Raw genomic sequence first — 26,123 nt, 5'->3', positions numbered from 1 at the left:
GTCAAGTCGCTATCGCTACGTTCAAGTCGCCGCTGCCGAGCGGCTGCGCGGACGCCAGCCGGATGCGGTACAGCGCGTCGCCCCATTCATGCTTCAGGCCCGCGTCGTCCAGCGCCAGGCGTTCGACGTCGGCACGCAGCGCGCGCGGATCGAACTTCAGGTGCACCGTCCGCCCCCCTGCCACGGGCAGCGCCACGACGCCAGCCTGCGCCGCATCGGGCTTGCGCGGCGTGACGAAGACGAGGGCCACGGGCGCGGGACGGGCCAGCGCGAACGTCTCGCGCAGGTTCACCGTGCCGGCGGCGCGGTCGAGCGCGACGCGCCGTTCCCACGTCCTGATGCCCGCCTCGGGGCCGTACGCGGTTGCCAGGTCCATCGTCATGCCCATATCGTCGACGCGCACCCGGCTCGCGCGGTCGCGCGCATCCCGCCCGACCTGCATCCGGCCGCCCACGAGCGGCAGGTTGTGCCAGCCCGACTGCATGGTCCAGATGGTGTACCGGTCCTTGCTGAACGTCTTCGCCGTATAGGCTTCGACGCCGGGGTCCACGAACACCGGCTGGCCGTCGTGGAACACGATGAAGCTGCCGGAATCGTGGTGGCCGTGGCTGCGCGCGTTCGACGCCGCCTGCGCGGCCAGGAAGAATCCCTGCGCCGAGCCGCCCTGCGCGCGCGCCGTCATCAGGCCGAGGGCGGGATACCAGGACGCGCGCTGCAGGGCGTCGCGGCCTTGGGTCGAACGCATGCGCGCGACCTCCAGCACGTCGGCCACGTCGCGCGCGAGCCGGCCCTGGTCGGACAACGCGATGCCGCGCGCGGGCGCACGGAACGCACCGAACGCGGCCAGGTCGGCGTCCCCCGTGGCGCGGCCGAAGCGGTACAGCAGCGGCGGCGAATGATGCACCTTCGCGTGCGCATCGCCATAGTTCACGTACCAGTCGCCCGCCACGTGCACGTCCAGCACGTAATGGCCCATGCGGCGCACGAACGGGTCGGCCGTGAGATTCACCGCCGCGCCGGTCGCGGAGTCCAGCGCCATCAGGCTGTCGAGGTAGGGACCGGCGGACAGCGTCCAGTAACCGGGGCCCTCTTCGCATGCGCCGTCGTCCGAATAGTCTTCCAGGAAGCCGTCCAGGCAGCGGCAGATCTTCAACGTGGCCGCGATGCGGCGCGCCGGATCCGGCTCCAGCAACAGGTTCGCCTCCAGCCAGCTGGACGCGATCCACGACGTCCAGTTGTTCAGCGGTTCCTTCTTGTCCTTCAGGCCCATCCACTTGAAGTCGTCGCGCGTAAAACCCGGATCGAGGATGCGGCGCTTCACTTCCGCCGCGATGCGCAAGGGGAGCAGCGGCGACACCGCGCGCAACTGCTCGCCCACGAGTTCATGGACATAGGCCAGCGTGACGCCCGTCTCCGCCGCGAACAGGTCGATCACGGGTTCGTCCGCATCGGGCAGGCCGACGCCGCGCTCGAACATGCCGCTGTGGGCCGGCAGGCCCCAGAAGGTTTCCTCGCACACGTGCCAGACGCCGTCCGCGATCGCGTGCAGGTAGCGGCCCTGCCCCTGCACGCATTCGGCCAGCACGAAGCCCGCCAGGCGGCTGCGGCGCTCGAAATAGCGTTGTTCGTAATGCGTGCGGTTGCCGGTTTCCGCGAATTCCAGGAACAGGCTGGCCGGCAGTTGCGGCCACTCGGTGCCCAGCCAGGCGTCGGCGCGGGCGATCAGCGCCGCGGCCACGTCGGCCGGCACCTGCGCCCACGCGGCGCGGTCGCCCGCCCGCGGATACGGATGCCACGCCCCGGGCGGCAACAGGCGGCGGCGCAGCAAGGCCTCGTCGACGACGGCACGCAGGTAGCGCTTGGGCACGCGCGGCGCCGGGGCCGCGCCGCCCTGCTCTCCCGCCGGTCCGGCCGCCGCGCGCAGGCCGGGCGTGCCCAGCAGCGCCAGCGCACCCAGTCCGCGGGTCAGCGCATTCCTTCGGTTCATGTCGTCTCCCTGATGAGTTGTGACAACGTTACCACTCACGTTCGCAAAAGACAATAGGGTTTCGCTCAACCTGGTGGTCGATTCAGAGAGCGCGGTGGGGTGGTAACGATGCCATCGGGGCCGTCAGCCCTTCGGTGCAGGCCCCGTGGAATCGCGGATGACGAGGCGGGCCGGCAGCTCGATGCGGAAGCCCTCGGCCCGGCCGTTGCGCATGGCGTCGACCAGTTCCGCGACGGCGCGCACGGCGATCTCGTTCAGCGGCTGGCGCACGGTGGTGAGCTTGGGGAAGACGACAGCCGCGCGGATCACGTCGTCGAAGCCGACGACGGAGAGATCGTCCGGCACCTTCAGCCCGGCGTCGGAAATGGCGTCCATGGCGCCGAACGCCATCGCGTCGTTGGCGGCGAAGATCGCGGTGGGCGGTGCCGGCAGTTCAAGAAGGGCCTGGGTCTCCGTAAATCCGCTGGCATCGTTGAAATCGCCCTGGCGCAGATAAGCCGGCTCGAGCGCGATGCCGGCCGCGCGCAGCGCATCCTCGTAGCCGCGCTGGCGTTCCTCGCTCTGGCCCGTGAACGACGTACCGGCGATGAAGGCGATGCGGCGGTGGCCCAGCCCGAGCAGGTGCTCGACGGCGCTCTTCGCCGCCATGCGGTTGGAGCCGAGGACGACGGGCAGGTCGATCGGGCGCGCCGCGAAGCTCACCAGCACGCACGGGGCGTGCGCGCGTTCCAGCTTGTCCAGCAGGCCGTCGTTCGCGTCCGGCAGCAGCAGGAGCAGGCCGTCGCACAGCTTGCGCAGCATCTCGGCCGTGCCGGCGCGGCGCGCATCGTCGAAATGGTCGGCGTTGAAGACGATGAGGTCGAAGCCGAGCCGGCGCGCCTCGTCGTTGATGGCGCTGAGCAGCTCGTGCATCACGAGCGAGCGGAAGCCGTTGACGAACACGCCGACGAGGCCCGAGTTCCCGCCCCGCATCTTCTGCGCGAGCATGTCCGGCGTATAGTCCAGCTTCGCGGCCGCCGCGAGCACGCGTTCGCGCGTCTCCTTCGCCACCCGCCCCACGCCGCGCAGCGCGCGCGACGCCGTGATCAGCGATACACCCGCCTCCTCGGCCACTTCCGTCAACGTACTTGTCTTCTGCATTCCGATCCCATTTTCCGCGCCGCCAAGGTCGCACGCCTGCCACGTTACCTAAATCGTTCTGAATAGGCAAGACGGCGCGGGCGCCGCTCAGAACCGGTGGCGCACGCCGAATGCATACGTTCGTGCCCGGCCGGCTCCGGCGAGCCTGTCGGTCTGCGCCACCGCGTACAGGTCGGTGCGCCGCGACAGGAGCCAGTCGTAGCCCGCCGCGCCCGTGTCGCGCCGGGCCGCGGGCGACCCCGGCGAACGGGTCGTCGTGCGCGCCCACGATGCGAGGACGTTGCCGCGGCCCGCGGGCAGCGCCGCACCCGCCTGCCACGTCTTCGCCGCCAGGTCGGGCGCGCTGCCGTCCGCCTTGTCCCAGGACGCGTACAACTTCATGCCGCCCAGGTCGTAGCTGCCGCCGGCGAAATACGTCTTCTGTTCCGAGCGGCCGATCTGCGCGAGGCCGGGTCCGACCCGCACGCGCTGCACGCTGACGGTGGCCGCCACCGGACCGGCGCCGTACGTCAGCGTGGCGTTCAGGTTGTTCGTCGCCGTGCCGGCCCGCGTTTCGCCGAGGCCGGCCATCACGGTCGCCTTCACGCGGCCCATGGATGGCGTGGTGTACGCCACGACGTTGTCCCAGCTCGTGTCGCCCGCCACGGCGCGTCCCATCGGCACGGACCAGATCTGGGCCAGCAGCGGTGCCAGGCGGATCGATCCGCCGAACGGATTCGCCTGCGCCGTCGCGACGAACAGCGGGTTCAGGATGCGCCCGAGCCGGATCTCGCCCGCGGCGCCCTGCAGGCCCACGAAGGCGTTGCGCGCAAACATCGCGTCCGTGGGCGTGCGCCCGGCCGCGCCGGTGTCGACCTGCAGGTAGCCTTCGATGGCGTAGATCGCCTTCATCCCACCCAGGTCCTCGCTGCCGCCCAGGCCCCAGAACGACGTCTGCATGCCGCCGTTGCCGACCATCGTGGTCGCAGGCCCGCCGGCGCTCGTTTCCGAGCGCCCGGCCCACACGTCGAGCACCCCGTACACCTGCACCGCCGACTGCGCACACGCGCCGCGCGCGAGCACGGCCGTCACCGCCAGAACCGCCGCCTTGCCAATCCGTTTCATACCGTCTCCTTGTCATTGATGTGTATTTAGATTATCGTTCGATCACTTAGTTTTGTATACCTGCGGCGCATCGGGCGCGAAAAAACGTCTTAAGCGTTGCAGGAATGCGAAACCGAGGGGAAAATCACAGAACAATTGATGATCGATCTATCACCAACGGAGACAGCAATGACGAATAGAAGACAGTTTCTCGGACAAGGCGCGGGCACGATCGGCGGCATCCTGCTCACCGGCTGCGGCGTGCTGGGCGCCGCGCGCGCGGCCGTGGCGCCGGCGCAACGCGCGCCCGGACGCCCAGTGGGCGCGCCCCGCACGATCGACGTGCACGCGCACTGCGTGATCCCGGCCGCGCTCGCGCTGATGGGCATGGACGTGTACGCGCTGTATCCGCAGACCATGAAGGGCGGCCGCGAATGCGTGATCGTGGTCGACGAACGGATCGCGGCGATGGATGCGCAGGGCGTCGACATGGAGGTGTTGAGCATTAACCCGTTCTGGTACACGCAGGAACGCAACACGTCGGCGCGGATCGTCCGCCTGCAGAACGAAAAGCTGGCGGAACTGTGCGCGGCCCGGCCCGACCGCTTCGCCGCGTTCGCGTCGCTGTCGCTCCAGCATCCCGACCTGGCCGTACGCGAACTGGAATACGCCGTGCGCAAGCTCGGGTTGCGCGGTGCCGCGATCGGCGGCAGCGTGGCCGGCGCCGACTTCGCCGACCCGCGCTTCCATCCCGTGTGGGCGAAGGCGGAAGAACTGGGCGCCGCCCTCTTCGTCCACCCGACGGGTGTGCCGGAACTGGCCAAGCGCTTCGAAGGCAACGGGTGGATGGCGAACGTGATCGGGTATCCGCTGGAGACGACGATCGCCCTGCAGCACATGATCTTCGAAGGGGTGCTCGACAAGTTTCCCGCGCTGAAGATCTGCGCCGCGCATGGCGGCGGCTACGTCGCAGCGTCGGCCGCGCGCATGGACCACGGCTGCTTCGTCAACCCCGGCGCGTGTTCGCACGGGCCGGCGCTCAAGAAGAAGCCGGGCGAGTACGTGAACCAGCTGTATTTCGACAGCCTCGTGTTCACGCCGGAAGCGCTGGGCAATCTCGTGCGCCAGGTCGGCGCGTCGCAGGTCGTGCTCGGGTCCGACCATCCGTTTCCATGGTCCGACAAGCCCGTCGACCACGTGCTGGCCACGCCGGGCCTGACGGACACGGACAAGGCCGCGATCCTGGGCGGCAACGCGCGCCGCCTGCTGGGACTCGCATAACGGATCGAATGCGCGGGCGGCCGCCCGCGCATGCCGCCTAGGCCTTGCGGATGCGTTTCAGCACGGCGGGCGCGCTGTCGAGGAACGCATGGACGTGCTGGTCGATCAGGCGGTCGAGGTCCTTCGGCACCTGCAACCCGTAGACCCATTTGCGCACGCCGACATAGAAGATCGCCGCGTGCAGGCCCCAGATGAATTCGATCTCGTCCTCGTACTGCTGCGGCGTCGGATCGGCGATCTTGTACTGGCGCCGCAGTTCGGCGAGGATCACGTCGAAGATCCGCTCGCGCAGGCGCGCCAGGTAGCGGTTGTTGATGCCTTCGCGCGTGAGGCCGGCAAAGATGAAGATGCGGATCCAGTCGCTCTTCAGGATCACGCGGCCGTACTGCTGGTAGAACTCGAGCAGGCGGTCCGCCAGCGGCCGCGCGCGGTCCCTGAGGATGTCTTCCCAGTCCGGATTCCAGCGCGACAGGTACACCTCCTGGAACACGCGGTCGGCCAGCGCCTCCTTGTTCGGGAAGTAGCGGTACAGCAGCGGTTGCGAGACCCCGATTTCCTTCGCCAGGTCGCGCGTGCTGGCCCCGAAGCCGTACGTGGCGAAGTACTTGATCGCCTTCTGCACGATCAGCTGCTCGCGGTCCTCGCGCGCGAGGCGGCGCGTGCCTTCCGGGGCGGCCGCCGCGCCGGCCGCCTGTTTCGCGCGCGTCTTCTTCTCGATACTCGAACTCATACTGGCCCTTTTCCGTGTGGATCGAGTATAGGGGCTCGGTTATCGTTTGACAACTTAGCCGGCAGCCGCATGCGCGCCTGCCTCGTCGAAACGGGGCGGTACCGCCGTCTCGCGCATGACGGCGTCCGGAGTGCGGTAGCGCTCGGCCATCCGCATCTCGTGCTCGGTGGCCAGCTGCGCCTGCATGTAGGCGCCGAGATGGCGCGCGTGGGCGACGATGCGCATGCCGTACGCCACGCGCTCGCGCGAATAGGCTTCCAGCGCGGGCCCGACCGGCAGCCGCGCCAGCCAGTCCGCCAGCGCCTGCGCGTCGCCCGCCGCCTTGGTCACGCCCATGCCGCAATGGGGCCGCGCGACGAACGCGGCGTCGCCCAGCAGCGCCACCCGCCCGAACGCGAGCCGCGGCGATTCGAGGTCGTAGATCGGCTGGAAGAACGGCTGGGCGGTGCGGGCGACGACTTCCGCGAATTGCGGCGCCAGCGACTGTCCGGCGACGGCACGGATCTCGCGCAGCACCGACCCGGCGATCAGCGGCGGCGGAATCCCCTTTTCGTACACGCGGCCCGCGTCGTCCGTCGACAGGCGCAGCACCTCGGCCTCGTCGGCGGGGCGGTACCACACGAAGTTGTAGCGCCGCCGTCCCGGCTCCATCGCGTTGCCCGCGCCGGCCACGGGATAGCCCAGCATCTGTTCGCGCGGCGGCAGGCAGAAGCCGAAGTGGCCGAACAGGCGCGCGTGCGTTTCCGCGCTGAGGGCGCTCTCGTCGACGAGGCCGCGCCACGCCACGTAGCCGGCGTACCTCGGCTGGACGTCCGGCGCCAGCAGCTGGCGCACGGACGAGCGGATGCCGTCGGCCGCGACCAGCAGGTCGGCCGTCGCGCGCGTCCCGTCGGCGAAGCTGGCCGTCACGCCGTGCTCGTCCTGGTCGACGCCGACGAGGTGCTTGCCGCTGTGGCAGCAGGCGTCCGGCAGGGCCGCGCGCAGCAGCGCATACAGCCGCCCCCACGCCGTGAGGACCTGGGGATGCGCGTGCTCGCCGACCACCCCGCCGTCCCGATCCAGCGTCAGGCGCGACGCGACTTCGACGCCGATGTCCGCGTCGTCGATGCCGAGCGCCGCGAGGACGTCGAACAGTTCCGGATGGGTGACGACGCCGGCGCCGCGTTCCGCCAGCTCCTCGCTCACCCGTTCATACACATTGACCTCCCAGCCCGCGCGCAGCAGCAGGTTGGCCGCGAACAGCCCGCCCAGCGAGCCGCCGATAACGGCCACGGTTCCCTTCGTCATGATCATCTCCTTTGTCGTTGTATCGGATGGGCGGGCGTCAGGCCAGCCCGAGTGCGCGCGCTTCGTCGTGCGGATAATTCAGTTCCACCGTCACGCCGCTGGGGTCCGCGACGAACAGCTGGTACAGCCCGAGCGACGGCACGGTGCGCTCCGTGAACGGCGCGCCACGCGCGGCGAGCCGCGCGCGCATGCCCGCCAGGTCCGTCGCGAGGAAGGCGACATGGTCGACGGCGCCGCTGCCGGTCAATGCCGCCTCCTCCTTGTCGCCCAGGTAGTCCTTCAGTGCCTGCGGATCGTCGCGGTCGATGCCGATGATGTGGACGACGCCAAAGTCGCCCTCGTCGCCGCCCAGGTACAGCCAGATGCCAGGAAACCTGAAGGGAGGACGGAAACCCTCCTTCATGCCGAGCACTTCCGTGTAGAAGCGGCGCGACGCTTCCAGGTCGCCGGTGCGGATCGAATAATGACCCAGTTTACGTATGCCCATCGTCTCCTCCTTCGTGTCGAATGATCGAAATATAGGTGATCAATCGATCATTAGCAAGCCAATTTTTTAGCGAATTCTGTTGACACGCCAAGACTAAGATCCGATTATTGATCACACGATCACTTAAAAACGGAGACATCATGAACCGAACCACCACGCTTGCCGGTGCCGCGTGCATCGCCCTCGCCGCCTGGTGCGCCCCCGCGGGCGCGCAGACGGGCCCGATCAGGATCGGATTGCCGGTGCCCCTCACGGGGCCCTACGGCGCCGAGGCGCAGGACCAGGTGCGCAATGCCGAACTGGCCATCCGCGAATTCAACGACGCCGGCGGCCTGGCCGGGCGCAAGGCCGAGCTGCTCGTGCGCGACGACAAGCTCAACCCGGCGGAAGCCGCGACGCGCGCGCTCGAGCTGATCGAGAAGGACCACGTCGACTTCATCGTGGGCAGCCTGTCGGCGGCCACCCAGCTTGCCGTGAACAATGTGACCAGGCAGCGCAAGGTGCCGTACATCTCGATCAGCCAGTCCGATGCGATCAACGAGGCGGCCGACTTTTCGCGCTACACGTTCCACGAATCGCTGAACCCGCACATGACGACGCAGGCCGTGGGCCGCTATGCGTTCCGGAAGGGGATGCGCATCGCCTTTCTCACGGCCGACTATGCGTACGGCCAGGAGATGACGCGCGGGTTCACCCGCGTGGCGAAGGAAGTCGGCGCGACCGTCGTCGGCGAGATCCGCCATCCGCTCGGCGCCACCGATTACTCGCCCTACCTGCCGCGCCTGATGGCATTGCGCCCCGACGTCGTCGTCTTCAACAACTTCGGACGGGACAACCAGATCTCGATCAAGCAGGCCGGCGAGTTCGGCCTCAAGGGCCGCACGAAGTTCGTGACGCCGGTGCTCACGTACACGTCGCGCGTCGCCGCAGGTGCGCGCGTGTACGACGGCGTCGTGGGCGGCAGCTCCTACTACTGGGCGATCGAGTCGACGACGCCGTCGGCGCGCGCGCTGAACGACCGCTACCGCCGCGCCTACAACGGCGCCGTGCCGTCGGACTACGGCTCGATGGCCTATTCCGCCGTCCGGTCGCTGCTGCAGGCCGTGAAGGCGGCCGGCACGAGCGACACCGAGAAGGTGGTCGACGCGCTCGCGGCGCTGCGCTACGACACCTACAAGGGGCCGCAGTCCTACCGCGCATGCGACCACCAGTCGATGCAGTCGGTGCTCGTGATCCAGTCGAAGGCGGCGCCGCAGGGCTCGCCCGACATCTTCTCCGTGCTGCAGGTCGCTCCCGCGTCGGCCGACGCGCTGCGCAGCTGCGCGGAACTGGGCTTCAAATAAACCGCGGAGGTCGTCATGGATGGCATCACACCACAGCTGGTCGCGCTCCAGCTGTTCACCGGACTGGCGCTCGGCGCGGTCTACGTCCTGCTCGCGGTCGGCCTGTCGCTGATCTTCGGCATGCTCACCGTCGTGAACTTCGCCCACGGCGCATTCTTCATGGTCGGCGCCTATGCCGGCTACGCGCTGTACCAGGTCGTGCCCAATTTCTGGCTCTGCCTCGTGCTCGTGCCCCTCGTCGTCGCCGCATTCGGCATGGCGGTCGAGCGCACGCTGATCCGGCCGTTGTACGGACGCGGCATCGACTATCCGCTGCTGCTCACGTTCGGCCTCGCCTACGTGATGGTCGAAGCCGTGCGCATCGCGTTCGGCAAGCAGGGCTTGCCCGTCGACACGCCGGAACTGCTGCAGGGCTCGGCCGACATCCTCGTCGGCGAATTCCCGCTGTACCGCCTGTTCGTGATCGGCGTGACTGTCCTCGTGCTGGCCGGACTGTGGCTGTTCATCGAAAAGACCTCGTTCGGCCTGATCGTGCGGGCCGGAGCGCGCGACCCGCAGATCGTGCGCATCCTCGGCATCGACGTGGCGCGGGTCTGGCTGATCGTGTTCGGCCTCGGCACGGGCGTCGCCGGCCTCGCCGGCTTCCTCGCCGCGCCCATGCAGGGCATCAGTCCCGAGATGGGCGGCTCGGTGCTGACCGTCGCCTTCGTCGTGACGGTCGTGGGCGGCATGGGATCGCTCGTGGGCGCCATCGTGGCCGGCGTCCTCGTCGGCGTCGTCGAGAGCCTGGCCGTGCTGTTCGTGCCCGAAGCGGCCAAGGTGTCGATGTTCGTCATCATGGCGCTCGTGCTGCTGGTCCGTCCGCAAGGCCTGTTCGGCCGCGCGGGCCTGATGAATTGAGGGAGGAATCATGAATGCACATTCCGATGCGCTGTACGACGTGGCGGCGCCGCGCCGGACGTTCGCGCACATCCGCACGCACCGCGTGCTGGCCAGCGTCCTCGTGCTGCTGGCCCTGCCCTGGCTGATCCCGAACCAGTCGGTGGCGACGAACATCCTGATCTACGGCCTGTACGGGGTCGGGTTCAACCTGGTGTTCGGCTACATGGGCATGCTGTCGTTCGGCCACGCCGCGTTCTTCGGCGTCGGCGCGTACGCGGCCGGCATCCTGATCGCCCAGGCCGGGGCGCCGTGGTGGGCCGCGCTGCCCGCCGCCGTGCTGGTCGCCGGCGTGCTGGCGCTGGCGATGGGATTGCTCGCGATCCGCACGCGCGGCATCTACTTCGCCATGGTCACCCTCGCGCTGGCGCAGTGCGTCTACTTCCTCGTCTACCAGTTCCCGCTGTCGGGCGGCGAAAACGGTTTGCGCGGCGTGAACGTGGCGCAGGTCCATCTGCCCGGCCTGACCGTCGACCTGCTCGATCCGACGGCGAAATACCTGGCGTTCCTCGCCGTCGTGGCGGTGGCGCTGCTCGCCGTCTCGCGCGTGCTGGCGTCGCCGTTCGGCGGTGCCATCGAGGCGATCCGGGAAAACGAGGCGCGCACCCGTGCGTGCGGCTTCAACGTCGAGCACACGAAGCTGATGGCCTTCGTGCTATCCGGCGCCCTGTGCGGTCTCGCGGGCGCGCTCGCCGCGATCCACCTGTCCAGCGTCGCCATCGAGAGCCTGCATTACGAGACGTCGGGTCTCGTCGTCATGATCTGCCTGTTGGGTGGCATGGGGACGTTCTTCGGCCCGTTCGTGGGCGCGGCGCTGTTCCTGCTGATCCAGGACGTGTTCTCGCTGTGGACCGAGCACTGGCAACTGTATGCCGGCGCGATTTTCATGTTCTTCGTGCTGTTCTTCCCGAAAGGCGTATGGGGCACGATCCTGGAGAAGACCCATGGCCGCTGACATCATCCTCCGTACCGAGCGCCTGACCCGCCGCTTCGGCAAGTTCACGGCGCTGAACGACGTCTCCGTCGAATTCGAACGGGGCAAGCTCACCTCGATCATCGGCCCGAACGGCGCCGGCAAGAGCACGTTCTTCAATCTCCTGTCGGGCAGTTTCGCGCCGTCGTCCGGCCGCGTCGTGTTCGACGGGGTCGACGTGTCGCGCCTGCGCCAGCACCATTACGCGCGGGTCGGCGTGGCCAAGTCGTTCCAGATCACGAACGTGTTCCCCGCCTTTACCGCGCTGGAGAACGTGCGCGTCGCGCTGCAGGCCGGCGTCGCGCGCCTGAACTTCTGGGGCCGTCGCGACGCCCTCGGCCTGGAGCCGCGCGCACGCGACCTCCTGCAGCTCGTCGGCATCGCCCAGCACGCGGCGCGCCCGGCGCGCGAGCTGGCGCACGGGCAGCAGCGCGCGCTGGAGATCGCCATCGCCCTCGCGGCCGACCCGAAGCTGCTGCTGATGGACGAACCCACCGCGGGCATGAGTCCGGAAGAGACGCGCACGATGATGGCGCTGATCGAACGGCTCGCGTCCGAGCGCACCCTCGTGCTCGTGGAGCACAAGATGAAGATGGTGATGGGCATCAGCGACCGCATCGTCGTGCTGCACCACGGCGAACTGCTCGCCGCCGGCACGCCCGCCGACATCCGCGCCAACGACGAGGTGCGCCGCGTCTACCTGGGAAAACACTGAGGACATCATGCTCAAGATCGATAAACTGAACGCCTGGTACGGCACCAGCCACATCCTGCAGGACGTCAGCCTGCACGTGGACCGCGGCGAGGTCGTCTCGCTCCTCGGACGCAACGGCGCCGGCAAGACGACGCTGCTCAAGAGCGTCATGGGCCTGCTGAAGAAGACGGCCGGCGCCGTGTCCTTCAAGGGCGCGGACCTGCTGGGGCTCCCCGCCCACGCGCGCTACCGCCACGGGCTGGCCTACGTGCCGGAAGAACGGCGCATCGTGCCGGGCATGACCGTGCTCGAGAACCTCCGCCTCGGGATCATCGCTTCCGGGAAGGCGAAGGACGAACGCGCGATCATCGAACGGATCGCCGCGACCTTCCCGCGCCTGAAGGAAAGGCTGGGCCAGGAAGCCGTGACCATGTCCGGCGGCGAGCAGCAGATGCTCGCCATCGCCCGCGCCACAGCGGCCGGGCCGGACATGATCCTGCTCGACGAGCCGTCGGAAGGCATCATGCCGGTGCTCGTCGACGAAATGTTCGAACTGTTCCTGGCACTCAAGCGCCAGGGGACGACGATCCTGCTGGTGGAACAGAGCGTCGAGACGGCGCTGGGCATTTCCGACCGCGCCTACATCCTCGACCAGGGCGCCATCGTCTACAGCGAACGGGCCGATGCGATGCTGGCCGATCCCGCCATCCAGGAACGCTATTGCGCGGTGTGACTCAGTGCAGGTCCACCCGCGCACGCAGCGCCGGGCCGCCGGCGGCCGGCCGGTTGCGGTCGGCCGCCAGCTTCACGAGCAGCGCCGCCATCGACACGAGGGCCGCCGCGGCCACGACCATGAACACCTGGCCGAACGGCAGCTGGCGCCGCGCCAGCTCCGCCACGAGGAACGAGCCGGCGATGCCGCCGAAGCGGCCGATCCCCAGCATCCACGCGACGCCGGTCGCGCGCCCCTGCGTCGGATAGTACGCGGCCGCCAGCGCGGGCAGCGACGACTGCGCCGTGTTCATCAGCGCGCCGGCGCCGAACACGGTGACTGTCAACAGGCCCACGTTGCCCGCCACCTGGCCGATCAGGAAGACGGCCAGCGCCGTCAGCCCGAAGCCGATGGCGATGACGCGGTTGGCGTCGTAGCGGTCCATCAGCCAGCCGAACAGGATGGCGCCCACGCCGCCCAGCGGGAACAGCGCGGCGATCAGCGTGGCCGTCTGCGCGGGCAGGCCGGCCTCCTTGAACAGGATCGGCATCCAGTTGATCAGCGCATAAAAGATCACGAGGCCCATGAAGTACGCGAGCCACAGCATGAGGGTGCCGACGGCGTACGAGCGCGCGAACAGCACCGTGAAGCCGCCGCCGGTCCGCGCGCCCTGCTCCGCCAGCACGTAGCGCGTGGCGTCGGCGCCCGAGGCGTGGATGCGGCGCAGCACGGCGCGGATCCGCTCCGCCGGCGCGCCGCGCGCGACCATGTGGCGCACGGATTCCGGCAACCTGAGCGCCATCACGAGCAACAGGACGAACGGCGCGATGCCGCCCAGCGCCAGCACGCTGCGCCAGCCCCACTGCGGGATCATCCACGCGGCGAGGAAGCCGCCGCATGCGGCGCCGAGCGGGAAGCCGCAGAACATCGCGTTCGTGATGACGGCGCGGCGCCCGTCCGGACAGAATTCGCTGACCAGGGTGACGGCATTGGGCATCGCCGCGCCCAGGCCGATGCCGGTGACGAAGCGCAGCACGGTCAGGGTGTCGAGGTTGGTGGCGAACGCCGACGCGCCGCACGCCGCGCCGAACACGAGGACGGCCGCGAGCAGCACGATGCGGCGCCCCAGGCGGTCCGCCAGCGGGCCGGCGGCGAGCGCGCCGGCCGCGAGCCCGAACAGCGCGGCGGACAGCACGGGCGCCAGCGCCGGCTTGGCGATGCCCCACTCCTTCAGCAGCGACGGCGCGATGAAGCCGATGGCGGCGGTGTCGAACCCGTCCAGTAGGACGATGAAGAAGCACGTGGCGAACACGAGCCACTGGTACGGCGAGAAGGGATGGCGGTTGATGAATGCCTGGACGTCGAGGTCCTGATGGGTCATGACGGTCTCCATGGTGCCGGCTGTTGCCCGCCGTGTCGATCCAGCTTAACAATGCAGCGTTCGATAGTCAACCGTGTGTGCGATCAACGAACGCCGTTGCGGTTTGCGCAAAGGTGTTGCCGGCCGCCGCCGGATTATCGCCGCGGCCTCGCGCCGCTACAGTGAGGCCACCTTGTCAACGGAGTCTTCCATGTCCCACCTGCTCGCACCCACCCGCCTCGGCGACCTGACGCTGTCGAACCGCATCGCGATGGCCCCCGTCACGCGTGCCCGCTCCGGCGCCGACGGCGTCCCGACCGCCGCCAACGCCGCCTATTATGCGCAGCGCGCAGCGGCCGGCCTGATCGTCAGCGAAGCGACCAATGTGTCGCGCCACTCCGCCGCGTTCGAACTGGCGCCGGGTCTGCACGACGACGCGCAGGTGGCCGGCTGGCGCCGCGTGATGGACGCCGTGCACACGGCCGGCGGCCGCCTGTTCGCGCAGCTGTGGCACAGCGGCCGCGTGAGTTCGTACGCGCTGCTGGATGGCCGCGCGCCGCTGGCGCCGTCCGCCGTCAACGACGACCTGCACCTGCTGCAACCGTACGCCGCGCTGGAAAACGGCTTTTATACGCGCATCGCGGCGTCGCCGTCCCGCGCGATGACCGTGCAGGACATCCACGCGGCCGTCGACGAATTCCGCGTCGCCGCCCGCAACGCCATGCGCGCCGGGATCGACGGCATCGAACTCCACGCCGCCAACGGCTACCTGCCGCACCAGTTCCTGTCGCCGCACACGAACCGCCGCGACGACGCTTTCGGCGGCTCGCTCGCGAACCGCGCGCGCTTCCTCGAACTCGTGCTGCGCGCCGTGCTGGACGAAGTGCCGGCCGGCCGCATCGGCGTGCGCCTGTCGCCGTTCGCCGCCTACAACAACGCCACCGACCCGGCCACGGAAGAGACGTACGCCTACGTCGCCCGGATGCTGGGCGAGGCCGGCATCGGATACCTCCACGCCGCCGATTCGAACGCGTGGGCCGGCGCGCCGGACATGGACCGCATCCTCGCCGTGCTGCGCCCGAACTTCGGCGGCGCCATCATCGCCAACGGCGGCCTCGATCCCGCCGCCGCGGACGCGCTGATCGCATCCGGCATGGCCGACCTGGCCTCGTTCGGCCGCAGCTTCATCGCCAACCCCGACCTCGTCGACCGCATCCGCTGCGGCGGCCCGTACAACACGCCCGACCCGTTCACGTTCTACGGCGGCGGCGTCCATGGTTATCTCGACTACGAACCGCTGGCCGCCTGACCGAAAGGAAGTCGCGCCCGCGCCACGGCGGGCGTAGATTCGCACACATCTCAAGGAGTTTTCATGCACACCCCTGCCAAACACGCACCCGACATCGCGCCGGGCATGATCCGCCTGCTGGCCACCTCCGCCGGCCTGATCGTCGCCAACCTGTATTACGCCCAGACGCTGGTCGGTCCGATCAGCGCCGCGACCGGCCTGTCGCCGGAAGCGGCCGGCCTGATCGTCACCCTGACGCAGGTCGGCTACGCCCTCGGCCTGCTGTTCATCGTCCCGCTGGGCGACCTGCTCGAGAACCGCAAGCTCGTGTTCTCCGCCCTCCTCGCCACGGCCGCGGCGCTGGCCACCGCCGCGTTCAGCACGAACGCGTGGATGTTCCTCGTCGCGTCGCTGGGCATCGGCCTCGGCTCCGTCGCCGCGCAGATCCTCGTGCCGTTCGCGGCGCATTTGTCGCACGAAGCGACGCGCGGCCAGGCCGTCGGCAAGGTCGTCAGCGGCCTGCTGCTGGGGATCATGCTGGCCCGTCCCGCCGCGAGCCTGATCGCGGACCACGCCAGCTGGCACGCCGTGTTCGGCGGCGCCGCCGTCGCGGTGTTCGTCCTCGCCTTCGTCCTGCGCGCGAAACTGCCGCAGCGGGTGCCCGTGCACAGCCTGTCGTACGGCCGCCTGATCGGATCGTTGTGGCACCTGCTCGCGACGACGCCCGTGCTGCGCCGCCGCGCCGCCTACCACGCCGGCCTGTTCGGATCGTTCAGCCTGTTCTGGACCGTCACGCCGCTGATGCTGGAAGGCCCGCAATTCCACCTGTCGCAAACGGGCATCGCGATCTTCGCCCTCGTGGGCATGGCGGGCGCCGTCGCATCGCCGGTGGCGGGACGCCTCGCCGACGCGGGCCATACCCTGATGGCGACGGCCGCCGCGCTCGTCCTCGGCATCGTCGGCTTCGCGCTGCCGCTCTACCAGCCGGAATCGCGCACGCTGGCGCTGGGCATCCTCGTCGCCGCCTCGATCGTTCTGGACATGGCCGTCGCCGCCAACCTCGTGCTGGGCCAGCGCGCCATCTTCGCCCTCGGCGCCGAAGTGCGCAGCCGTTTGAACGGCATTTATTTCGCGCTGTTCTTCGCCGGCGGCGCGCTCGGCTCCGCAGCCGGCGCCTGGGTCTATGCCCACCACGGCTGGCACGCCACCCTGCTGGCCGGCATGGCCTTCCCCGCCGCCGCGCTGCTCGTGTGGTTCGGCGAACTGGCCGGCCGCCGCGCGACCACCGGCGCGACCGCATCATGAGCCCGCGCGCCCTGGTCATCGGCGGCTCGCTCGGCGGGCTGCTGGCAGCGAACACGTTGAAAACCATCGGCTGGAGAGTCGACGTGTTCGAGCGCTCGCCCCACGCGCTCGACAGCCGCGGCGGCGGCATCGTGCTGCAGCCGGACGTGCTGCACGCCTTCCACTTCGCGGGCATCCGGCCCGCCGGCGCGCTGGGCGTGGCGTCGCGCGACCGCATCTACCTCGACCGCGCGGGCGACGTCGTGCGGCGCGACCATCAGCCGCAGACGCAGACGTCATGGAACATGCTGCACGGGACGATGCGGCGCGCGCTGCCCGACGCCTGCATCCATCCGGGCGAGACGCTCGAACGTATCGAGCAGGCGGGCGGCCAGGTGCGCGCGGTGTTCGCCAGCGGCCGCGTGGAGACGGGCGACCTGCTGATCGGCGCGGACGGCGCGCGCTCGACGGTCCGTGCGCTGATGCTGCCGGACGTGGCGCCGCACTACTCGGGCTACGTCGCCTGGCGCGGCCTCGTGCCGGAAGGCGAGCTCGATGCGGCCGGCCGCGCGGTGCTGGACGGCGTGTTCGCGTTCCAGCACGACGAAGGCGAGCAGATGCTGCTCGAATATCTCGTCCCCGGCGAAGACGGTGCCACGGCACCGGGCCAGCGGCGCTGGAACTGGGTGTGGTATCGCAAGGTGCCGCAAGACAGCCTGCCCGCGCTGCTGACCGACCGCACCGGCCGCACGCACACGTTCTCGCTGCCGCCGGGCGCGCTGCCGGATGCCCAGGCGGCCGTGCTGCGTGCCGACGCCCGCGAACTGCTCGCACCGCAGTTCAACGCGCTCGTGCAGAAGACGAAGGAACCGTTCGTGCAGGCGATCCTCGACCTCGCGGTGCCGCGCATGGTATTCGGCCGCGTGCTCCTGCTGGGCGACGCGGCGTTCGTCCCGCGCCCGCACACGGCCGGCGGCGCGGCCAAGGCGGCGGCCAATGCGCTGGCGCTCGCCCAGGCCCTGCAGCGCACCGACCAGCCCATCGAAGCGCGCCTGAAGGACTGGGAAGGCCTGCAGCTGCGCGCCGGCCGCAATCTGGTCGACTGGGGCCGGCGCATGGGCGACGGCATCATGGGTGTGCGGCGAGCAGCAGGCTACACAGGTTCCCCCGCTGGAACGCCGGATCTTTAAAGGCGAGGAAGTCGTCGTTGAAGGTGCCGAACGTCGTCTCGGGACGGTGCTTCAGCCCTTCGTAGAACGTGTCGATGACGGCGTGCGCGAAGCCGTGGCCGCGCGGGTGCGCGGCGAGCACCCTGTCCCGCTCCGCCGCCGGGATGGCGTCCATGCCGCGGCCCACCATGTCCATGCCGGCGCCGGCCTGCACGAGGCGGATTTCCGGATGCATGTGCTCGGGAATGCCGGGCGTCGTGTGCAGCGCGATCGCGAGCCAGACCCGTTCGGCGCTGTGTTCATCGATGCCGTGGTCGCGCAGGAAATCGCGCGCCGCGTTCGCGCCGTCGACCTCGAAGCGCTGCCGGCTGCCGTGGTAATGCGGCGTGATGCCGATGTCGTGGAACATGGCGGCGGCATACAGCAGCTCGGGGTCGAACGCGAGGCCGAGCTTGTCGCCCAGCAGCGCGCCCCACCAATACACGCGGGCCGAGTGCTGGAACAGCATGTCGCTCGCGGTGTCGCGCACGTACTGCGTGATCTCGCGCGCAAGCCGGCTGTCGGGCAAGCTGTTCATTTCGCGGCCGGGAGCACGAGCTTCTGCTCCCCCTCGTCCAGCACGAACACGGCGAGCAGCGTGGCCGGCTTGTCCTTGCTGGCGTTGCGCGTCACCTGGTGGCGGGCGCCCGGATCCTCGTACCAGAACTCGCCCGTGCGGTAGACCTTCGGCGCCGCATCGTCGACGGCGCTGACGATCTCGCCGGACAGCACCTGCGCGTAGATGAACGACGACTTCGGATGCGTGTGGGGCGCCGCTTCCGCGCCGGGCGCGAACGACACCTCCACCGCCACCAGCGCCTTGCCGGGCACGTTCGGCAGCGCGCGGTGGAACAGAGGTTTTACGGTTTCGTGGGCACCGGCCGCGCCGGCCAGCAGCGCCAGACACAAAGCGATCGTGGCTTTCATCGCCGCCTCCTCAGCGCGCGGCCGTCACGGCGGCCGGCTGCGCGCGGAAGCTGATCGCCATGCGGTTGTACGCATTCATCAGGCCGATGGCGATGGTCAGGTCGGCCAGCTGCTGCTGGCTGAACACGGCCGCGGCGGCCGCATAGTCCGCATCCGGCACGCCCGTCTCGGCCACCTGCGTCACCGTCTCGGCCCATGCGAGGGCCGCGCGCTCCGTCGTGTCGAACAGGCTGGCCGCTTCGCGCCACGCCGGCACCAGCACGAGCTTCTCGACGTTGACGCCTTCCTTCAGCAGGTCGCGCGAATGCATGTCGATGCAGTAGGCGCAGCCGTTGATCTGCGAGACGCGCAGGTAGACGAGGTCGACGAGCACCTTCGGCAGGCCGCAGCCCATGATGTGGCCGTACACGCCGCCGAGCGCCTTCATGCCGGCCGGGGTGGCCGCGTTGTAATCCATGCGTTGCGTCATTTTGATTCTCCTGGTTGAACTGGATGAAGACATGATGCGCCGAATGGTGGCCAAAAAACAGTGCCAAGTTTGATCATTTTTAATGTACCATCGGCCATGACCACGCTGTCCATCGGCCTCGACCGGGCCAAAAAAACACCCCTCGCCACGCAGATCTACGCGGCCATCCGCGCCGGCATCGAATCGGGGCAGATTCCAGCCGATGCGAAGCTGCCGTCGTGGCGCGACCTCGCGGCCCAGCTGGGCGTGTCGCGCGGCACCGTGCGCATCGCGTACGAACGCCTCGTCGACGAGCAGCTCGCGACGAGCTTCGGCGCGGCCGGCACCCGCGTCAACGGGCGGCCGGCCACGCCCGGCCTCGCCGGCCATACGCCCGCGCACTTGCCCGATACGTCGCCGATCCCCGAGCTGTTCCCGACCTTCGGCGCGACGCCGCTGCCGTTCCAGATGGGCGTCCCGGCGCAAGACGCGTTCCCCTATAAACTGTGGGCGCGCGTGATGGTGCGCGCGGCCCGGCACACGGCGTCCAGCCCCGTCGGCTACCCGGATCCGCGCGGCGATCCGGACCTGCGGCGCGAAGTCGCGGCCTATCTCGGCATCGCGCGCGGCATCCGCTGCAACCCGTCGCAGGTGCTGATCACGGCGGGCTTCGCCGGCGCGCTGGGGCTCGTCGTGCGCGCGCTCGCGCTGGAAGGCCAGGGCGCGTGGTTCGAAGACCCCGGTTTTCCGCTGACGCGCACCGCCCTGTCGCTCGCGGGCACGAAGGTGACGGCCGTCCCCGTCGACGCCGAGGGCCTGGACGTCGATGCCGGTGTCCGCATGGCCCCGGACGCGCGGCTCGCCGTCGTGACGCCGGGCCAGCAGGCGCCGCTCGGCATGACGATGTCGCTCGCGCGCCGCCGCGCCCTGCTGGACTGGGCGCGCGACAACGGCGCCTGGATCGTCGAGGACGATTACCTCAGCGAGCTGCAGCTGGAAGGCCGCGCGGCGCCGGCGCTCGCGTCGCTCGACGAGGGCGGCCGCGTGCTGCACATCGGGACGTTCAGCAAGACGATCAGCCCCGCGCTGCGCCTCGGCTTCCTCGTCGTGCCGGCCGACCTGGCGCGCCGCTTCGGCGACGTCGCCGCATGCCTCGCGCCGGCGCCCGGCGCGACGACCCAGCGCGCCGTCGCGGACTTCCTGCGGGAGGGCCACTACCTGCGCCACCTGCGCCGCATGAAACGTCTGTATGCGGCGCGGCGCGAAGCCTTGTTGCGCTGCCTGCGCAACGAGGCCGCCGACGTGCTGGACGTGCAGGCGACGGCCGGCATGGCCGTCGTCACGCGCCTGCGCACGGCCGCGTCCGACGTCGACGTGGCCGCGCGCGCCCTGCGGGCCGGCCTCGCGCCCGTGCCGCTGTCGCCCTGGTATGCGCATACGCCCGCCACGCCCGGCCTGCTGCTGGGCGTGACCAATGTCGACGCGCGCCGACTCGTGGCCGATTGCCGCCGGCTGGCGGAACTTGCCGTCATGCCAAAATAATCTACCCGTTGACGTATTTGACAATTGACAAACTGTTGTGCCTTAAGAAATACTTTTCGGCATGATAGAACTGAGTGCGATCCGCAAGACCTACCGCCTGGGCGGCAGCGACATCCACGCCCTGGACGGCATCGACCTGCACGTGGCGCGCGGCGAATTCGTCGCCGTGATGGGCCCGTCCGGCTCCGGCAAGTCGACCCTGCTGAACGTGCTGGGCGGGCTGGATCGCCCGGACAGCGGCCGCTACCGCCTCGCGCAGGACGAGATCAGCGCCCTCGACGACGACGCCGCATCCGACGTGCGCAACCGCCGCATCGGCTTCGTGTTCCAGTCCTTCCACCTGCTGCCGCGCCTGACCGTGCTGGAAAACGTGCTGCTGCCGCAGCGTTATGCGCGCCAGCCCGACCCGCAGGCGGCCGACCGGGCCCGCGCCCTGCTCGAGCGCATCGGCCTGGGCCGGCGTCTCGACCACCTGCCGGGCCAGCTCTCCGGCGGCCAGCTGCAGCGGGCCGCCATCGCGCGCGCGCTGCTGAACGAGCCGGACCTGCTGCTCGCGGACGAACCGACCGGCAACCTCGATTCCAGCAGCGCGGCCGACGTGATGGCCCTGCTGCGCGAACTGCACGCGGGCGGCCAGACGCTCGTGATGGTCACGCACGATCCCGCGATCGCCGCCAGCGCGCAGCGCACCATCCACCTGCGCGACGGCCGCGTCGCGGGCCAGCCATGAAGCGCCTGGTCCCGCTCCTGGCCTTCGTCGCCATCGCCGCCACGGCCGCGGACACCCGCCCGGTCCTGATCACTGGCGAAGTGGAAGCGCTTGATTCGCAGACGATCTTCGTGCCGCCGTCGAACGCGTCGCCGATCGTCGTGCGCAGCTTCCTCGCCGAGGGCACGCAGGTCAGGAAGGGCGACATCGTGCTGCGGATCGACTCCGCCAGCACGACCAATATCGACCAGCTCCGGATGGACCGCGAACGCGCCCGCGCGAAGGCGGACAGCGAGACGGCCACGCTGGAAGTCGCGGCCATCGAGGCGGAGAAAGCGCTGGTCAACGCCCAGGCGCTGCTTGCCAAGGCCAGGGTCGACGCGGCGCTGCCGAAGCAGCAGATCATGGCGCTCGACTACGACCGCTACCAGGCGGCGCTGGGCCAGGCCACGCGCGACCTCGCGATCAAGCAGGACAACCTGAAGAACGCCCGCGCGGCCGTCGCCCGCCGCAAGGAGGATGGCGCGCTCGAAGTGAAGAAACTGCAGATCAACGAGGCGTTCCAGCTCGCCCAGGTGGCGCAGTCGGAAGTGCGCGCCACGCGCGACGGCATCGTCGTCCACGGCTACAGCCCCTTCAACGGCGAGCGCATGGACGAGGGCTCCACGGCCTGGCCGGGCAACGCGGCCGGCACGGTGCTCGGCGACGGCCACATGGTCGTCACGGCCTGGGTGCTGGAAGCGGACCGCCCGTATCTGCGCGACGGCCAGGCCGTCGCCCTGCGCTTCGACGCGCTGCCGGACGTCGTCGTGGCCGGGAAGCTGGCCGGGATCACGAGCGCGCCGGAAGCGCGGCCGCGCTGGGGCATCGGCCGCTATTTCCGGGCCCGGATCGCCCTGCCCGACGACCATGGCCTGCCGCTCGTCGCGGGGATGAGCGTGCAGGTGGAGCCGCTGGCGCCCGGCGCCGCGGCCGCGGGCGTCCGCCAGGCGAAGGCCGCCGCCCCCGCCGCGCTGGCGATCGAAGGCGAGATCGCGTCGCGCCGGACCATGCCGGTGTCGCCGCCGACCATCCCGCATGTCTGGAACTACAAGCTGGCGTTCCTCGCGCCGGAAGGCTCGATGGTACAGGCCGGGCAGCCCATTGCCGTGTTCGAATCCACCGATGTGATGAACCAGCTGATCTCGCTGCAAGGCACGCTGAAGGAACGCGAGCGGGCGCTGGACAAGCTGCAGCTGGACCAGGCCGAGGCCGACCGCGCCGGCGTGCTGGCGCAGGCCGAGGCGCAGAGCAATGCCGAGAAGGCCGCGCGCAAGGCGACCATGCCGAAGGAACTCATCCGCCGCGTCGACTACGACAAGCTCGTGATCGACCGCGCCGAAAAAGCGCAGCTGGCGACGCTGGCGCAGGCCCAGTACGAGGCACAGCGGCGCGCGCGCCAGGCCGAGCGCGCCGGCCTGCAGTCCGACGCGGCGCAGTTGCGGGCCAAGATCGCCTCCCTCGTCAAGGGCCAGGCGGCGTTGACCGTCCTGGCGCCGCGGCGGGGCCTGGTCCTGCACCGCATCGGCTTCAACGGCGAGAAGTTCGCCATCGGCAGCCAGGTCTGGGTAGGCCTGTCGGTCGCGACCCTGGCCGATCCGGACCAGTTGGGCGTCAACGCCCGCGTCCCGGAAGCGCAGGCGGCGGGCGTGCGGAAGGGCCAGGCGGCGCGCGTCGTCGTGGCCGGTACGCGGCAGACACTGGCCGCGCACGTGACGGGCCTGGGACGCGCCTTCCACAGCAAATCGGCGGCGCAGGCGGTCGTCATCCGCGACGTCGAGCTGGAATTCGACGCGCCCGCGAAGGACTTGAAGCCCGGCGCCGCCGTCCAGGTGGAACTGCTGCCGGGCGTCGACCGCCGCGTCGCGGCCATCCGACCATGAGATTTCCCATGCCACGCCTGTCTACCTTCGTCGCCGTACTGGCGGCCCTGCTGTCCGGTTGCGGCGGCGCGTCGGCGCCGGCCGGCGGCCCCGTCGAAACGCTGGCGCCGCGCGCGTGGACCGAAACGCTGGAAGCGGACGGCGAGATCCAGGCTGCCGCCAACACGCCGCTGACGGTGCCGGGCAGCGGCTGGTCGAGCCGCGTGCTGGTGGACATGGTCGCGGACGGCAGCACCGTCACGAAAGGCCAGGTCGTGGCCCGCTTCGACGCCCCGCAGGCGCGCGCGGACCTGTCGCAGGCCGACCTCGAACTGCTGCGCAAGGCGCTGGCCGAGGAGGCGAATCGCCAGAATGCGGCCGTCGAGAAAGGCGTGCTGGCCGGCGACCGCGCGAAGCTCGAGGACGACCTGGGCCTCGCGCGCCGCTATGCGGGCGTCGACCTGTCCGTCTTCGCCCGCAACACGATCCTCGATGCGCTGGCCGACGTCGGTTTCCTCACCAAGAAGCGCACCTACCTGGACTGGAAAGGCGGCCAGGCGCAGGCCCGCGCCGCCGCGCAGGACGCCGTGCTCCACTCGCAGCGCGACAGCGTGGCGCAGAACGCGGCACAGCAGCGCAGGAGCCTGGACGCGCTGGAACTGGTGGCGCCGCACGACGGCGTGTTCCTGCTGGCCGCGCGCTGGGACGGCGCCAAGCCGCAGGTCGGCGCCAACCAGATGGCGGGCGAGCCGTTCGGCGCCCTGCCCGACCTCGACAAGCTCGTCGCCCACTTCAGCGTGGCCGAGGGCCAGGCCTACGGACTCAAGCCGGGCCTGCCCGTGCGCGTGCGCCTGGCCGGCACGGGCACAGAACTGGACCTCACGGTGACGCGGGTCGGCAGCAGCGCCAGCGTCGTCTCACCCGAGTCGCCCGTCAAGTACAGCGATTTCGACGCCGCCATCGGCACCGACACGGCGCGCAAGCTGGGACTGAAGCCAGGCCAGGCGCTGCACGGCACGGTGCACCTCGTGACGCAGGCGGCGGCGCTGACGGTGCCGAACATCGCGCTCGTGCAGGACGGCGCCGCCTACGCGGTGTACACGGCCGACGCGGGCCGCGCCGTGAAGCACAAGGTCGAACTGGGCCGGCGCGGCCCGGTGCGCAGCGAAATCAGGAGCGGTCTCGCGTCCGGCGCGCAGATCATTCTCCTTCCTCCGAAAGCCGACAAGTCATGAACCGTGCGCTCCTGCTCGAAGCCGTCGCCGAACTGAAGCGCCGCAAACTGCGCACCGGCCTCACCCTGCTCGGCATGATCTTCGGCGTGGGCGCCATCGTCGCCATGCTGGCCGTGGGCGAAGGCAGCAAACGCGAGGCGCTGCGCCTCGTCGCGGAGCTGGGTCTGAACAACGTCATCGTCGAGAGCAAGGGCAACACCGACGAACAGTTGAAGGACATCCGCACCCGCTCGCTGGGCCTGTCCGCGGCCGATGCCGCGGCGGCGCTGTCCGTCGTGCCCGGCGCACGGTCGGTGGCGCTGAAAAAGGAGATCAAGGTCGACCAGCTGATCGTCGCCGACCGCGTCGTGAGCGGGCGCGCGTTCGCCGTGTCGCCGGCGTATGCGGACCATGGCGGCCTGCAGCTCAAGGTCGGACGCTGGCTGCAGCCATCCGACGGCGCGACGCTGGCCCCGGTCTGCGTGCTGGGCGCGCGCCTCGCGCACACGCTGTTCGGCGCGGATCCGGCCGTCGGCCAGCGCGTCAAGGTCAACCACGTGTGGCTGCAAGTGGTGGGCGTGCTGGCCGACCGCACGCCCAGCAAGGCGGAGTTCGAAGGCGTCAAGCTGGGCCTGGACGACGAGCGCCTGTTCGTGCCGTGGGAAACGGCCCGCGCGCGCTTCGGCTTCCGCCGCATCGAGGACGAGGTGGACGGCATCAGCGTGCGCCTGGACGGCCAGGTCGCGCCGGACGACGCGGCGCGCGTGCTGCAGGCGGTCATCCAGCAGCGCCATGGCGGCGTCGACGACACGAACCTCATCGTGCCCATGGGCCTGTACCGCCAGAACCAGCAGACGCAGCGCATCTTCACGATCGTCATGAGTTCGATCGCGGCCGTGTCGCTGCTCGTGGGCGGCATCGGCATCATGAACATCATGCTGGCCAACGTGCTGGAGCGCCGGCGCGAAGTGGGCCTGAAGCGCGCACTGGGCGCGCGCCGCCGCGACGTGGTGGAACAATTCCTGGCCGAGGCGCTCGTGATCGCCGTCAGCGGCGCCGTGCTCGGCCTCGTGCTGGGCGCCGTGGCCGCGTACAGCATCGCCGCGCTGGCCGGATGGTCGGTGGCGTGGTCGCCGGTGAGCCTGCTGCTCGCCGTGCTGGCGTGCGTGGCGGTCGGGCTCGGGTTCGGCGTCTACCCCGCGCGCCAGGCGGCGGCGCTCGACCCGATCGCCGCGCTGCGCAGCGACGGCTGACGGTCAATCCATGTGAAACACGGGCTCCATCATCGCCCAGTGCTCGCCTTCGGCCCGGCTGGCCAGCGGCGCCTGGCACGGGCTGCAGAAGGTCCACCAGCGCTGCGTTTCCGGATCGGCCGCGATATGCGCCATGTCGGCGTCGAAATCGGTGCCGTGGTATTCCCAATAGCCGAACAACAGGTTTTCCGGCTCGCGCAGGAAGATCGTGTAGTTGCGCACGTTGGCCTCGAGGAGGCGGGCCAGCACCTGCGGCCACACGGCGGCGTGCAGCGCTTTGTATTCGGCGATCTTTTCCGGATTGACGCCGATGACCATTCCCATTCTTTGCAT

General features: G+C 69.9%; 25 protein-coding genes. 14 read left to right on the top strand and 11 right to left on the bottom strand.

Annotated elements, in window-relative coordinates:
• Window position 1: 1 nt before the first annotated feature.
• From ASD28_RS07150 to ASD28_RS07140, 3 genes are all read right to left on the bottom strand, one after another.
• Window positions 2–1,987 (bottom strand): heparinase II/III family protein, encoded by a 1,986-nt coding sequence (locus tag ASD28_RS07150; protein ID WP_056125800.1) that lies wholly within the window; start codon window positions 1,985–1,987, stop codon window positions 2–4.
• A gap of 123 nt (window positions 1,988–2,110) precedes the next feature.
• Window positions 2,111–3,127, bottom strand: a complete 1,017-nt coding sequence (locus ASD28_RS07145) for a LacI family DNA-binding transcriptional regulator (protein ID WP_056125799.1) — start codon at window positions 3,125–3,127, stop codon at window positions 2,111–2,113.
• 87 nt (window positions 3,128–3,214) lie between these two features.
• On the bottom strand, window positions 3,215–4,231 hold the full coding sequence (locus tag ASD28_RS07140; RefSeq protein ID WP_056125796.1) for a porin: 1,017 nt from the start codon (window positions 4,229–4,231) through the stop codon (window positions 3,215–3,217).
• Between the two features lie 168 nt (window positions 4,232–4,399).
• Here ASD28_RS07140 and ASD28_RS07135 point away from each other — a divergent pair, with 168 nt between their 5' ends.
• The gene (locus ASD28_RS07135; RefSeq protein ID WP_056125794.1) at window positions 4,400–5,491 is read left to right on the top strand and encodes an amidohydrolase family protein; all 1,092 of its coding nucleotides are present in this window, start codon (window positions 4,400–4,402) and stop codon (window positions 5,489–5,491) included.
• A gap of 37 nt (window positions 5,492–5,528) precedes the next feature.
• Here ASD28_RS07135 and ASD28_RS07130 read toward each other — a convergent pair whose 3' ends face one another.
• Genes ASD28_RS07130 through ASD28_RS07120 form a run of 3 tightly spaced genes read right to left on the bottom strand, consistent with a single transcriptional unit; the run spans window position 5,529 to window position 7,995 of the window.
• The gene (locus tag ASD28_RS07130; RefSeq protein ID WP_056125793.1) at window positions 5,529–6,221 is read right to left on the bottom strand and encodes a TetR/AcrR family transcriptional regulator; all 693 of its coding nucleotides are present in this window, start codon (window positions 6,219–6,221) and stop codon (window positions 5,529–5,531) included.
• A gap of 54 nt (window positions 6,222–6,275) precedes the next feature.
• The gene (locus ASD28_RS07125) at window positions 6,276–7,508 is read right to left on the bottom strand and encodes an FAD binding domain-containing protein (protein WP_056125940.1); all 1,233 of its coding nucleotides are present in this window, start codon (window positions 7,506–7,508) and stop codon (window positions 6,276–6,278) included.
• A 37-nt stretch (window positions 7,509–7,545) separates the two neighbouring features.
• Window positions 7,546–7,995 (bottom strand): VOC family protein, encoded by a 450-nt coding sequence (locus tag ASD28_RS07120; RefSeq protein ID WP_056125791.1) that lies wholly within the window; start codon window positions 7,993–7,995, stop codon window positions 7,546–7,548.
• A gap of 140 nt (window positions 7,996–8,135) precedes the next feature.
• On the opposite strand from ASD28_RS07120, the gene ASD28_RS07115 reads away from it, so the two are divergent.
• From ASD28_RS07115 to ASD28_RS07095, 5 genes are read left to right on the top strand one after another with little or no spacing between them, the layout of a single operon-like run.
• Entirely contained in the window at window positions 8,136–9,338 is a 1,203-nt protein-coding gene (locus tag ASD28_RS07115; RefSeq protein WP_056125789.1) for an ABC transporter substrate-binding protein, read from the top strand.
• A gap of 24 nt (window positions 9,339–9,362) precedes the next feature.
• On the top strand, window positions 9,363–10,238 hold the full coding sequence (locus tag ASD28_RS07110; protein WP_200948834.1) for a branched-chain amino acid ABC transporter permease: 876 nt from the start codon (window positions 9,363–9,365) through the stop codon (window positions 10,236–10,238).
• Between the two features lie 10 nt (window positions 10,239–10,248).
• Complete coding sequence (locus ASD28_RS07105) at window positions 10,249–11,232, top strand: branched-chain amino acid ABC transporter permease (protein ID WP_082577244.1); 984 nt, start codon at window positions 10,249–10,251, stop codon at window positions 11,230–11,232.
• Complete coding sequence (locus ASD28_RS07100) at window positions 11,222–11,965, top strand: ABC transporter ATP-binding protein (protein WP_056125785.1); 744 nt, start codon at window positions 11,222–11,224, stop codon at window positions 11,963–11,965. The genes ASD28_RS07105 and ASD28_RS07100 overlap by 11 nt, the downstream gene beginning before the upstream one ends.
• A 7-nt stretch (window positions 11,966–11,972) precedes the next feature.
• Window positions 11,973–12,677 carry an ABC transporter ATP-binding protein gene (locus ASD28_RS07095; protein ID WP_056125783.1) on the top strand — a complete coding sequence of 235 codons (705 nt, stop codon included), beginning with the start codon at window positions 11,973–11,975 and terminating at the stop codon, window positions 12,675–12,677.
• A 1-nt stretch (window position 12,678) separates the two neighbouring features.
• On the opposite strand, the gene ASD28_RS07090 is transcribed toward ASD28_RS07095, so the two are convergent.
• Window positions 12,679–14,037 carry an MFS transporter gene (locus ASD28_RS07090; protein ID WP_056125779.1) on the bottom strand — a complete coding sequence of 453 codons (1,359 nt, stop codon included), beginning with the start codon at window positions 14,035–14,037 and terminating at the stop codon, window positions 12,679–12,681.
• 190 nt (window positions 14,038–14,227) lie between these two features.
• On the opposite strand from ASD28_RS07090, the gene ASD28_RS07085 reads away from it, so the two are divergent.
• The 3 genes from ASD28_RS07085 (at window position 14,228) to ASD28_RS07075 (ending at window position 17,778) form a co-directional block, all read left to right on the top strand.
• Window positions 14,228–15,325, top strand: coding sequence for an alkene reductase (locus ASD28_RS07085; protein WP_056125777.1), 1,098 nt, complete (start codon window positions 14,228–14,230; stop codon window positions 15,323–15,325).
• A gap of 63 nt (window positions 15,326–15,388) precedes the next feature.
• Entirely contained in the window at window positions 15,389–16,609 is a 1,221-nt protein-coding gene (locus ASD28_RS07080) for an MFS transporter (protein WP_056125774.1), read from the top strand.
• Window positions 16,606–17,778: an FAD binding domain-containing protein gene (locus tag ASD28_RS07075; protein WP_056125772.1), complete on the top strand. Its 1,173-nt coding sequence runs from the start codon at window positions 16,606–16,608 to the stop codon at window positions 17,776–17,778. Before ASD28_RS07080 ends, ASD28_RS07075 begins: the two co-directional genes overlap by 4 nt.
• On the opposite strand, the gene ASD28_RS07070 is transcribed toward ASD28_RS07075, so the two are convergent.
• Genes ASD28_RS07070 through ASD28_RS07060 form a run of 3 tightly spaced genes read right to left on the bottom strand, consistent with a single transcriptional unit; the run spans window position 17,717 to window position 19,192 of the window.
• Window positions 17,717–18,334: an HD domain-containing protein gene (locus ASD28_RS07070; protein WP_056125769.1), complete on the bottom strand. Its 618-nt coding sequence runs from the start codon at window positions 18,332–18,334 to the stop codon at window positions 17,717–17,719. The genes ASD28_RS07075 and ASD28_RS07070 overlap by 62 nt on opposite strands.
• Window positions 18,331–18,723 carry a cupin domain-containing protein gene (locus tag ASD28_RS07065; RefSeq protein ID WP_056125767.1) on the bottom strand — a complete coding sequence of 131 codons (393 nt, stop codon included), beginning with the start codon at window positions 18,721–18,723 and terminating at the stop codon, window positions 18,331–18,333. Before ASD28_RS07065 ends, ASD28_RS07070 begins: the two co-directional genes overlap by 4 nt.
• A gap of 10 nt (window positions 18,724–18,733) precedes the next feature.
• Window positions 18,734–19,192 (bottom strand): carboxymuconolactone decarboxylase family protein, encoded by a 459-nt coding sequence (locus tag ASD28_RS07060; protein ID WP_056125765.1) that lies wholly within the window; start codon window positions 19,190–19,192, stop codon window positions 18,734–18,736.
• A gap of 96 nt (window positions 19,193–19,288) precedes the next feature.
• Between ASD28_RS07060 and ASD28_RS07055 the strand changes: the two genes are divergently transcribed.
• From ASD28_RS07055 to ASD28_RS07035, 5 genes are all read left to right on the top strand, one after another.
• On the top strand, window positions 19,289–20,713 hold the full coding sequence (locus ASD28_RS07055) for a PLP-dependent aminotransferase family protein (protein WP_056125763.1): 1,425 nt from the start codon (window positions 19,289–19,291) through the stop codon (window positions 20,711–20,713).
• Window positions 20,714–20,774: 61 nt separating this feature from the next.
• Window positions 20,775–21,443, top strand: a complete 669-nt coding sequence (locus tag ASD28_RS07050; protein WP_056125761.1) for an ABC transporter ATP-binding protein — start codon at window positions 20,775–20,777, stop codon at window positions 21,441–21,443.
• Window positions 21,440–23,344: an HlyD family secretion protein gene (locus ASD28_RS07045; protein ID WP_056125759.1), complete on the top strand. Its 1,905-nt coding sequence runs from the start codon at window positions 21,440–21,442 to the stop codon at window positions 23,342–23,344. Before ASD28_RS07050 ends, ASD28_RS07045 begins: the two co-directional genes overlap by 4 nt.
• A gap of 8 nt (window positions 23,345–23,352) precedes the next feature.
• Window positions 23,353–24,558 carry a secretion protein HlyD gene (locus ASD28_RS07040; RefSeq protein ID WP_082577245.1) on the top strand — a complete coding sequence of 402 codons (1,206 nt, stop codon included), beginning with the start codon at window positions 23,353–23,355 and terminating at the stop codon, window positions 24,556–24,558.
• Window positions 24,555–25,790 carry an ABC transporter permease gene (locus ASD28_RS07035; RefSeq protein ID WP_056125754.1) on the top strand — a complete coding sequence of 412 codons (1,236 nt, stop codon included), beginning with the start codon at window positions 24,555–24,557 and terminating at the stop codon, window positions 25,788–25,790. Before ASD28_RS07040 ends, ASD28_RS07035 begins: the two co-directional genes overlap by 4 nt.
• Window positions 25,791–25,793: 3 nt before the next feature.
• On the opposite strand, the gene ASD28_RS07030 is transcribed toward ASD28_RS07035, so the two are convergent.
• Window positions 25,794–26,123, bottom strand: a complete 330-nt coding sequence (locus ASD28_RS07030) for an L-rhamnose mutarotase (protein ID WP_056125752.1) — start codon at window positions 26,121–26,123, stop codon at window positions 25,794–25,796.

Origin of the sequence: Massilia sp. Root133 (genome assembly GCF_001426525.1) — a bacterium.
Taxonomy (GTDB): Bacteria; Pseudomonadota; Gammaproteobacteria; order Burkholderiales; family Burkholderiaceae_D; genus Telluria; species Telluria orientalis.
This window is presented reverse-complemented; position numbering and strand designations above follow the sequence as displayed.

Coding starts and splice junctions, on each gene's coding strand:
- ASD28_RS07150 (WP_056125800.1), bottom strand. CDS start 1,987: ATGAACCGAAGGAATGCGCTGACCCGCGGACTGGGTGCGCTGGCGCTG.
- ASD28_RS07145 (WP_056125799.1), bottom strand. CDS start 3,127: ATGCAGAAGACAAGTACGTTGACGGAAGTGGCCGAGGAGGCGGGTGTA.
- ASD28_RS07140 (WP_056125796.1), bottom strand. CDS start 4,231: ATGAAACGGATTGGCAAGGCGGCGGTTCTGGCGGTGACGGCCGTGCTC.
- ASD28_RS07135 (WP_056125794.1), top strand. CDS start 4,400: ATGACGAATAGAAGACAGTTTCTCGGACAAGGCGCGGGCACGATCGGC.
- ASD28_RS07130 (WP_056125793.1), bottom strand. CDS start 6,221: ATGAGTTCGAGTATCGAGAAGAAGACGCGCGCGAAACAGGCGGCCGGC.
- ASD28_RS07125 (WP_056125940.1), bottom strand. CDS start 7,508: ATGACGAAGGGAACCGTGGCCGTTATCGGCGGCTCGCTGGGCGGGCTG.
- ASD28_RS07120 (WP_056125791.1), bottom strand. CDS start 7,995: ATGGGCATACGTAAACTGGGTCATTATTCGATCCGCACCGGCGACCTG.
- ASD28_RS07115 (WP_056125789.1), top strand. CDS start 8,136: ATGAACCGAACCACCACGCTTGCCGGTGCCGCGTGCATCGCCCTCGCC.
- ASD28_RS07105 (WP_082577244.1), top strand. CDS start 10,249: ATGAATGCACATTCCGATGCGCTGTACGACGTGGCGGCGCCGCGCCGG.
- ASD28_RS07100 (WP_056125785.1), top strand. CDS start 11,222: ATGGCCGCTGACATCATCCTCCGTACCGAGCGCCTGACCCGCCGCTTC.
- ASD28_RS07095 (WP_056125783.1), top strand. CDS start 11,973: ATGCTCAAGATCGATAAACTGAACGCCTGGTACGGCACCAGCCACATC.
- ASD28_RS07090 (WP_056125779.1), bottom strand. CDS start 14,037: ATGACCCATCAGGACCTCGACGTCCAGGCATTCATCAACCGCCATCCC.
- ASD28_RS07085 (WP_056125777.1), top strand. CDS start 14,228: ATGTCCCACCTGCTCGCACCCACCCGCCTCGGCGACCTGACGCTGTCG.
- ASD28_RS07080 (WP_056125774.1), top strand. CDS start 15,389: ATGCACACCCCTGCCAAACACGCACCCGACATCGCGCCGGGCATGATC.
- ASD28_RS07075 (WP_056125772.1), top strand. CDS start 16,606: ATGAGCCCGCGCGCCCTGGTCATCGGCGGCTCGCTCGGCGGGCTGCTG.
- ASD28_RS07070 (WP_056125769.1), bottom strand. CDS start 18,334: ATGAACAGCTTGCCCGACAGCCGGCTTGCGCGCGAGATCACGCAGTAC.
- ASD28_RS07065 (WP_056125767.1), bottom strand. CDS start 18,723: ATGAAAGCCACGATCGCTTTGTGTCTGGCGCTGCTGGCCGGCGCGGCC.
- ASD28_RS07060 (WP_056125765.1), bottom strand. CDS start 19,192: ATGACGCAACGCATGGATTACAACGCGGCCACCCCGGCCGGCATGAAG.
- ASD28_RS07055 (WP_056125763.1), top strand. CDS start 19,289: ATGACCACGCTGTCCATCGGCCTCGACCGGGCCAAAAAAACACCCCTC.
- ASD28_RS07050 (WP_056125761.1), top strand. CDS start 20,775: ATGATAGAACTGAGTGCGATCCGCAAGACCTACCGCCTGGGCGGCAGC.
- ASD28_RS07045 (WP_056125759.1), top strand. CDS start 21,440: ATGAAGCGCCTGGTCCCGCTCCTGGCCTTCGTCGCCATCGCCGCCACG.
- ASD28_RS07040 (WP_082577245.1), top strand. CDS start 23,353: ATGCCACGCCTGTCTACCTTCGTCGCCGTACTGGCGGCCCTGCTGTCC.
- ASD28_RS07035 (WP_056125754.1), top strand. CDS start 24,555: ATGAACCGTGCGCTCCTGCTCGAAGCCGTCGCCGAACTGAAGCGCCGC.
- ASD28_RS07030 (WP_056125752.1), bottom strand. CDS start 26,123: ATGCAAAGAATGGGAATGGTCATCGGCGTCAATCCGGAAAAGATCGCC.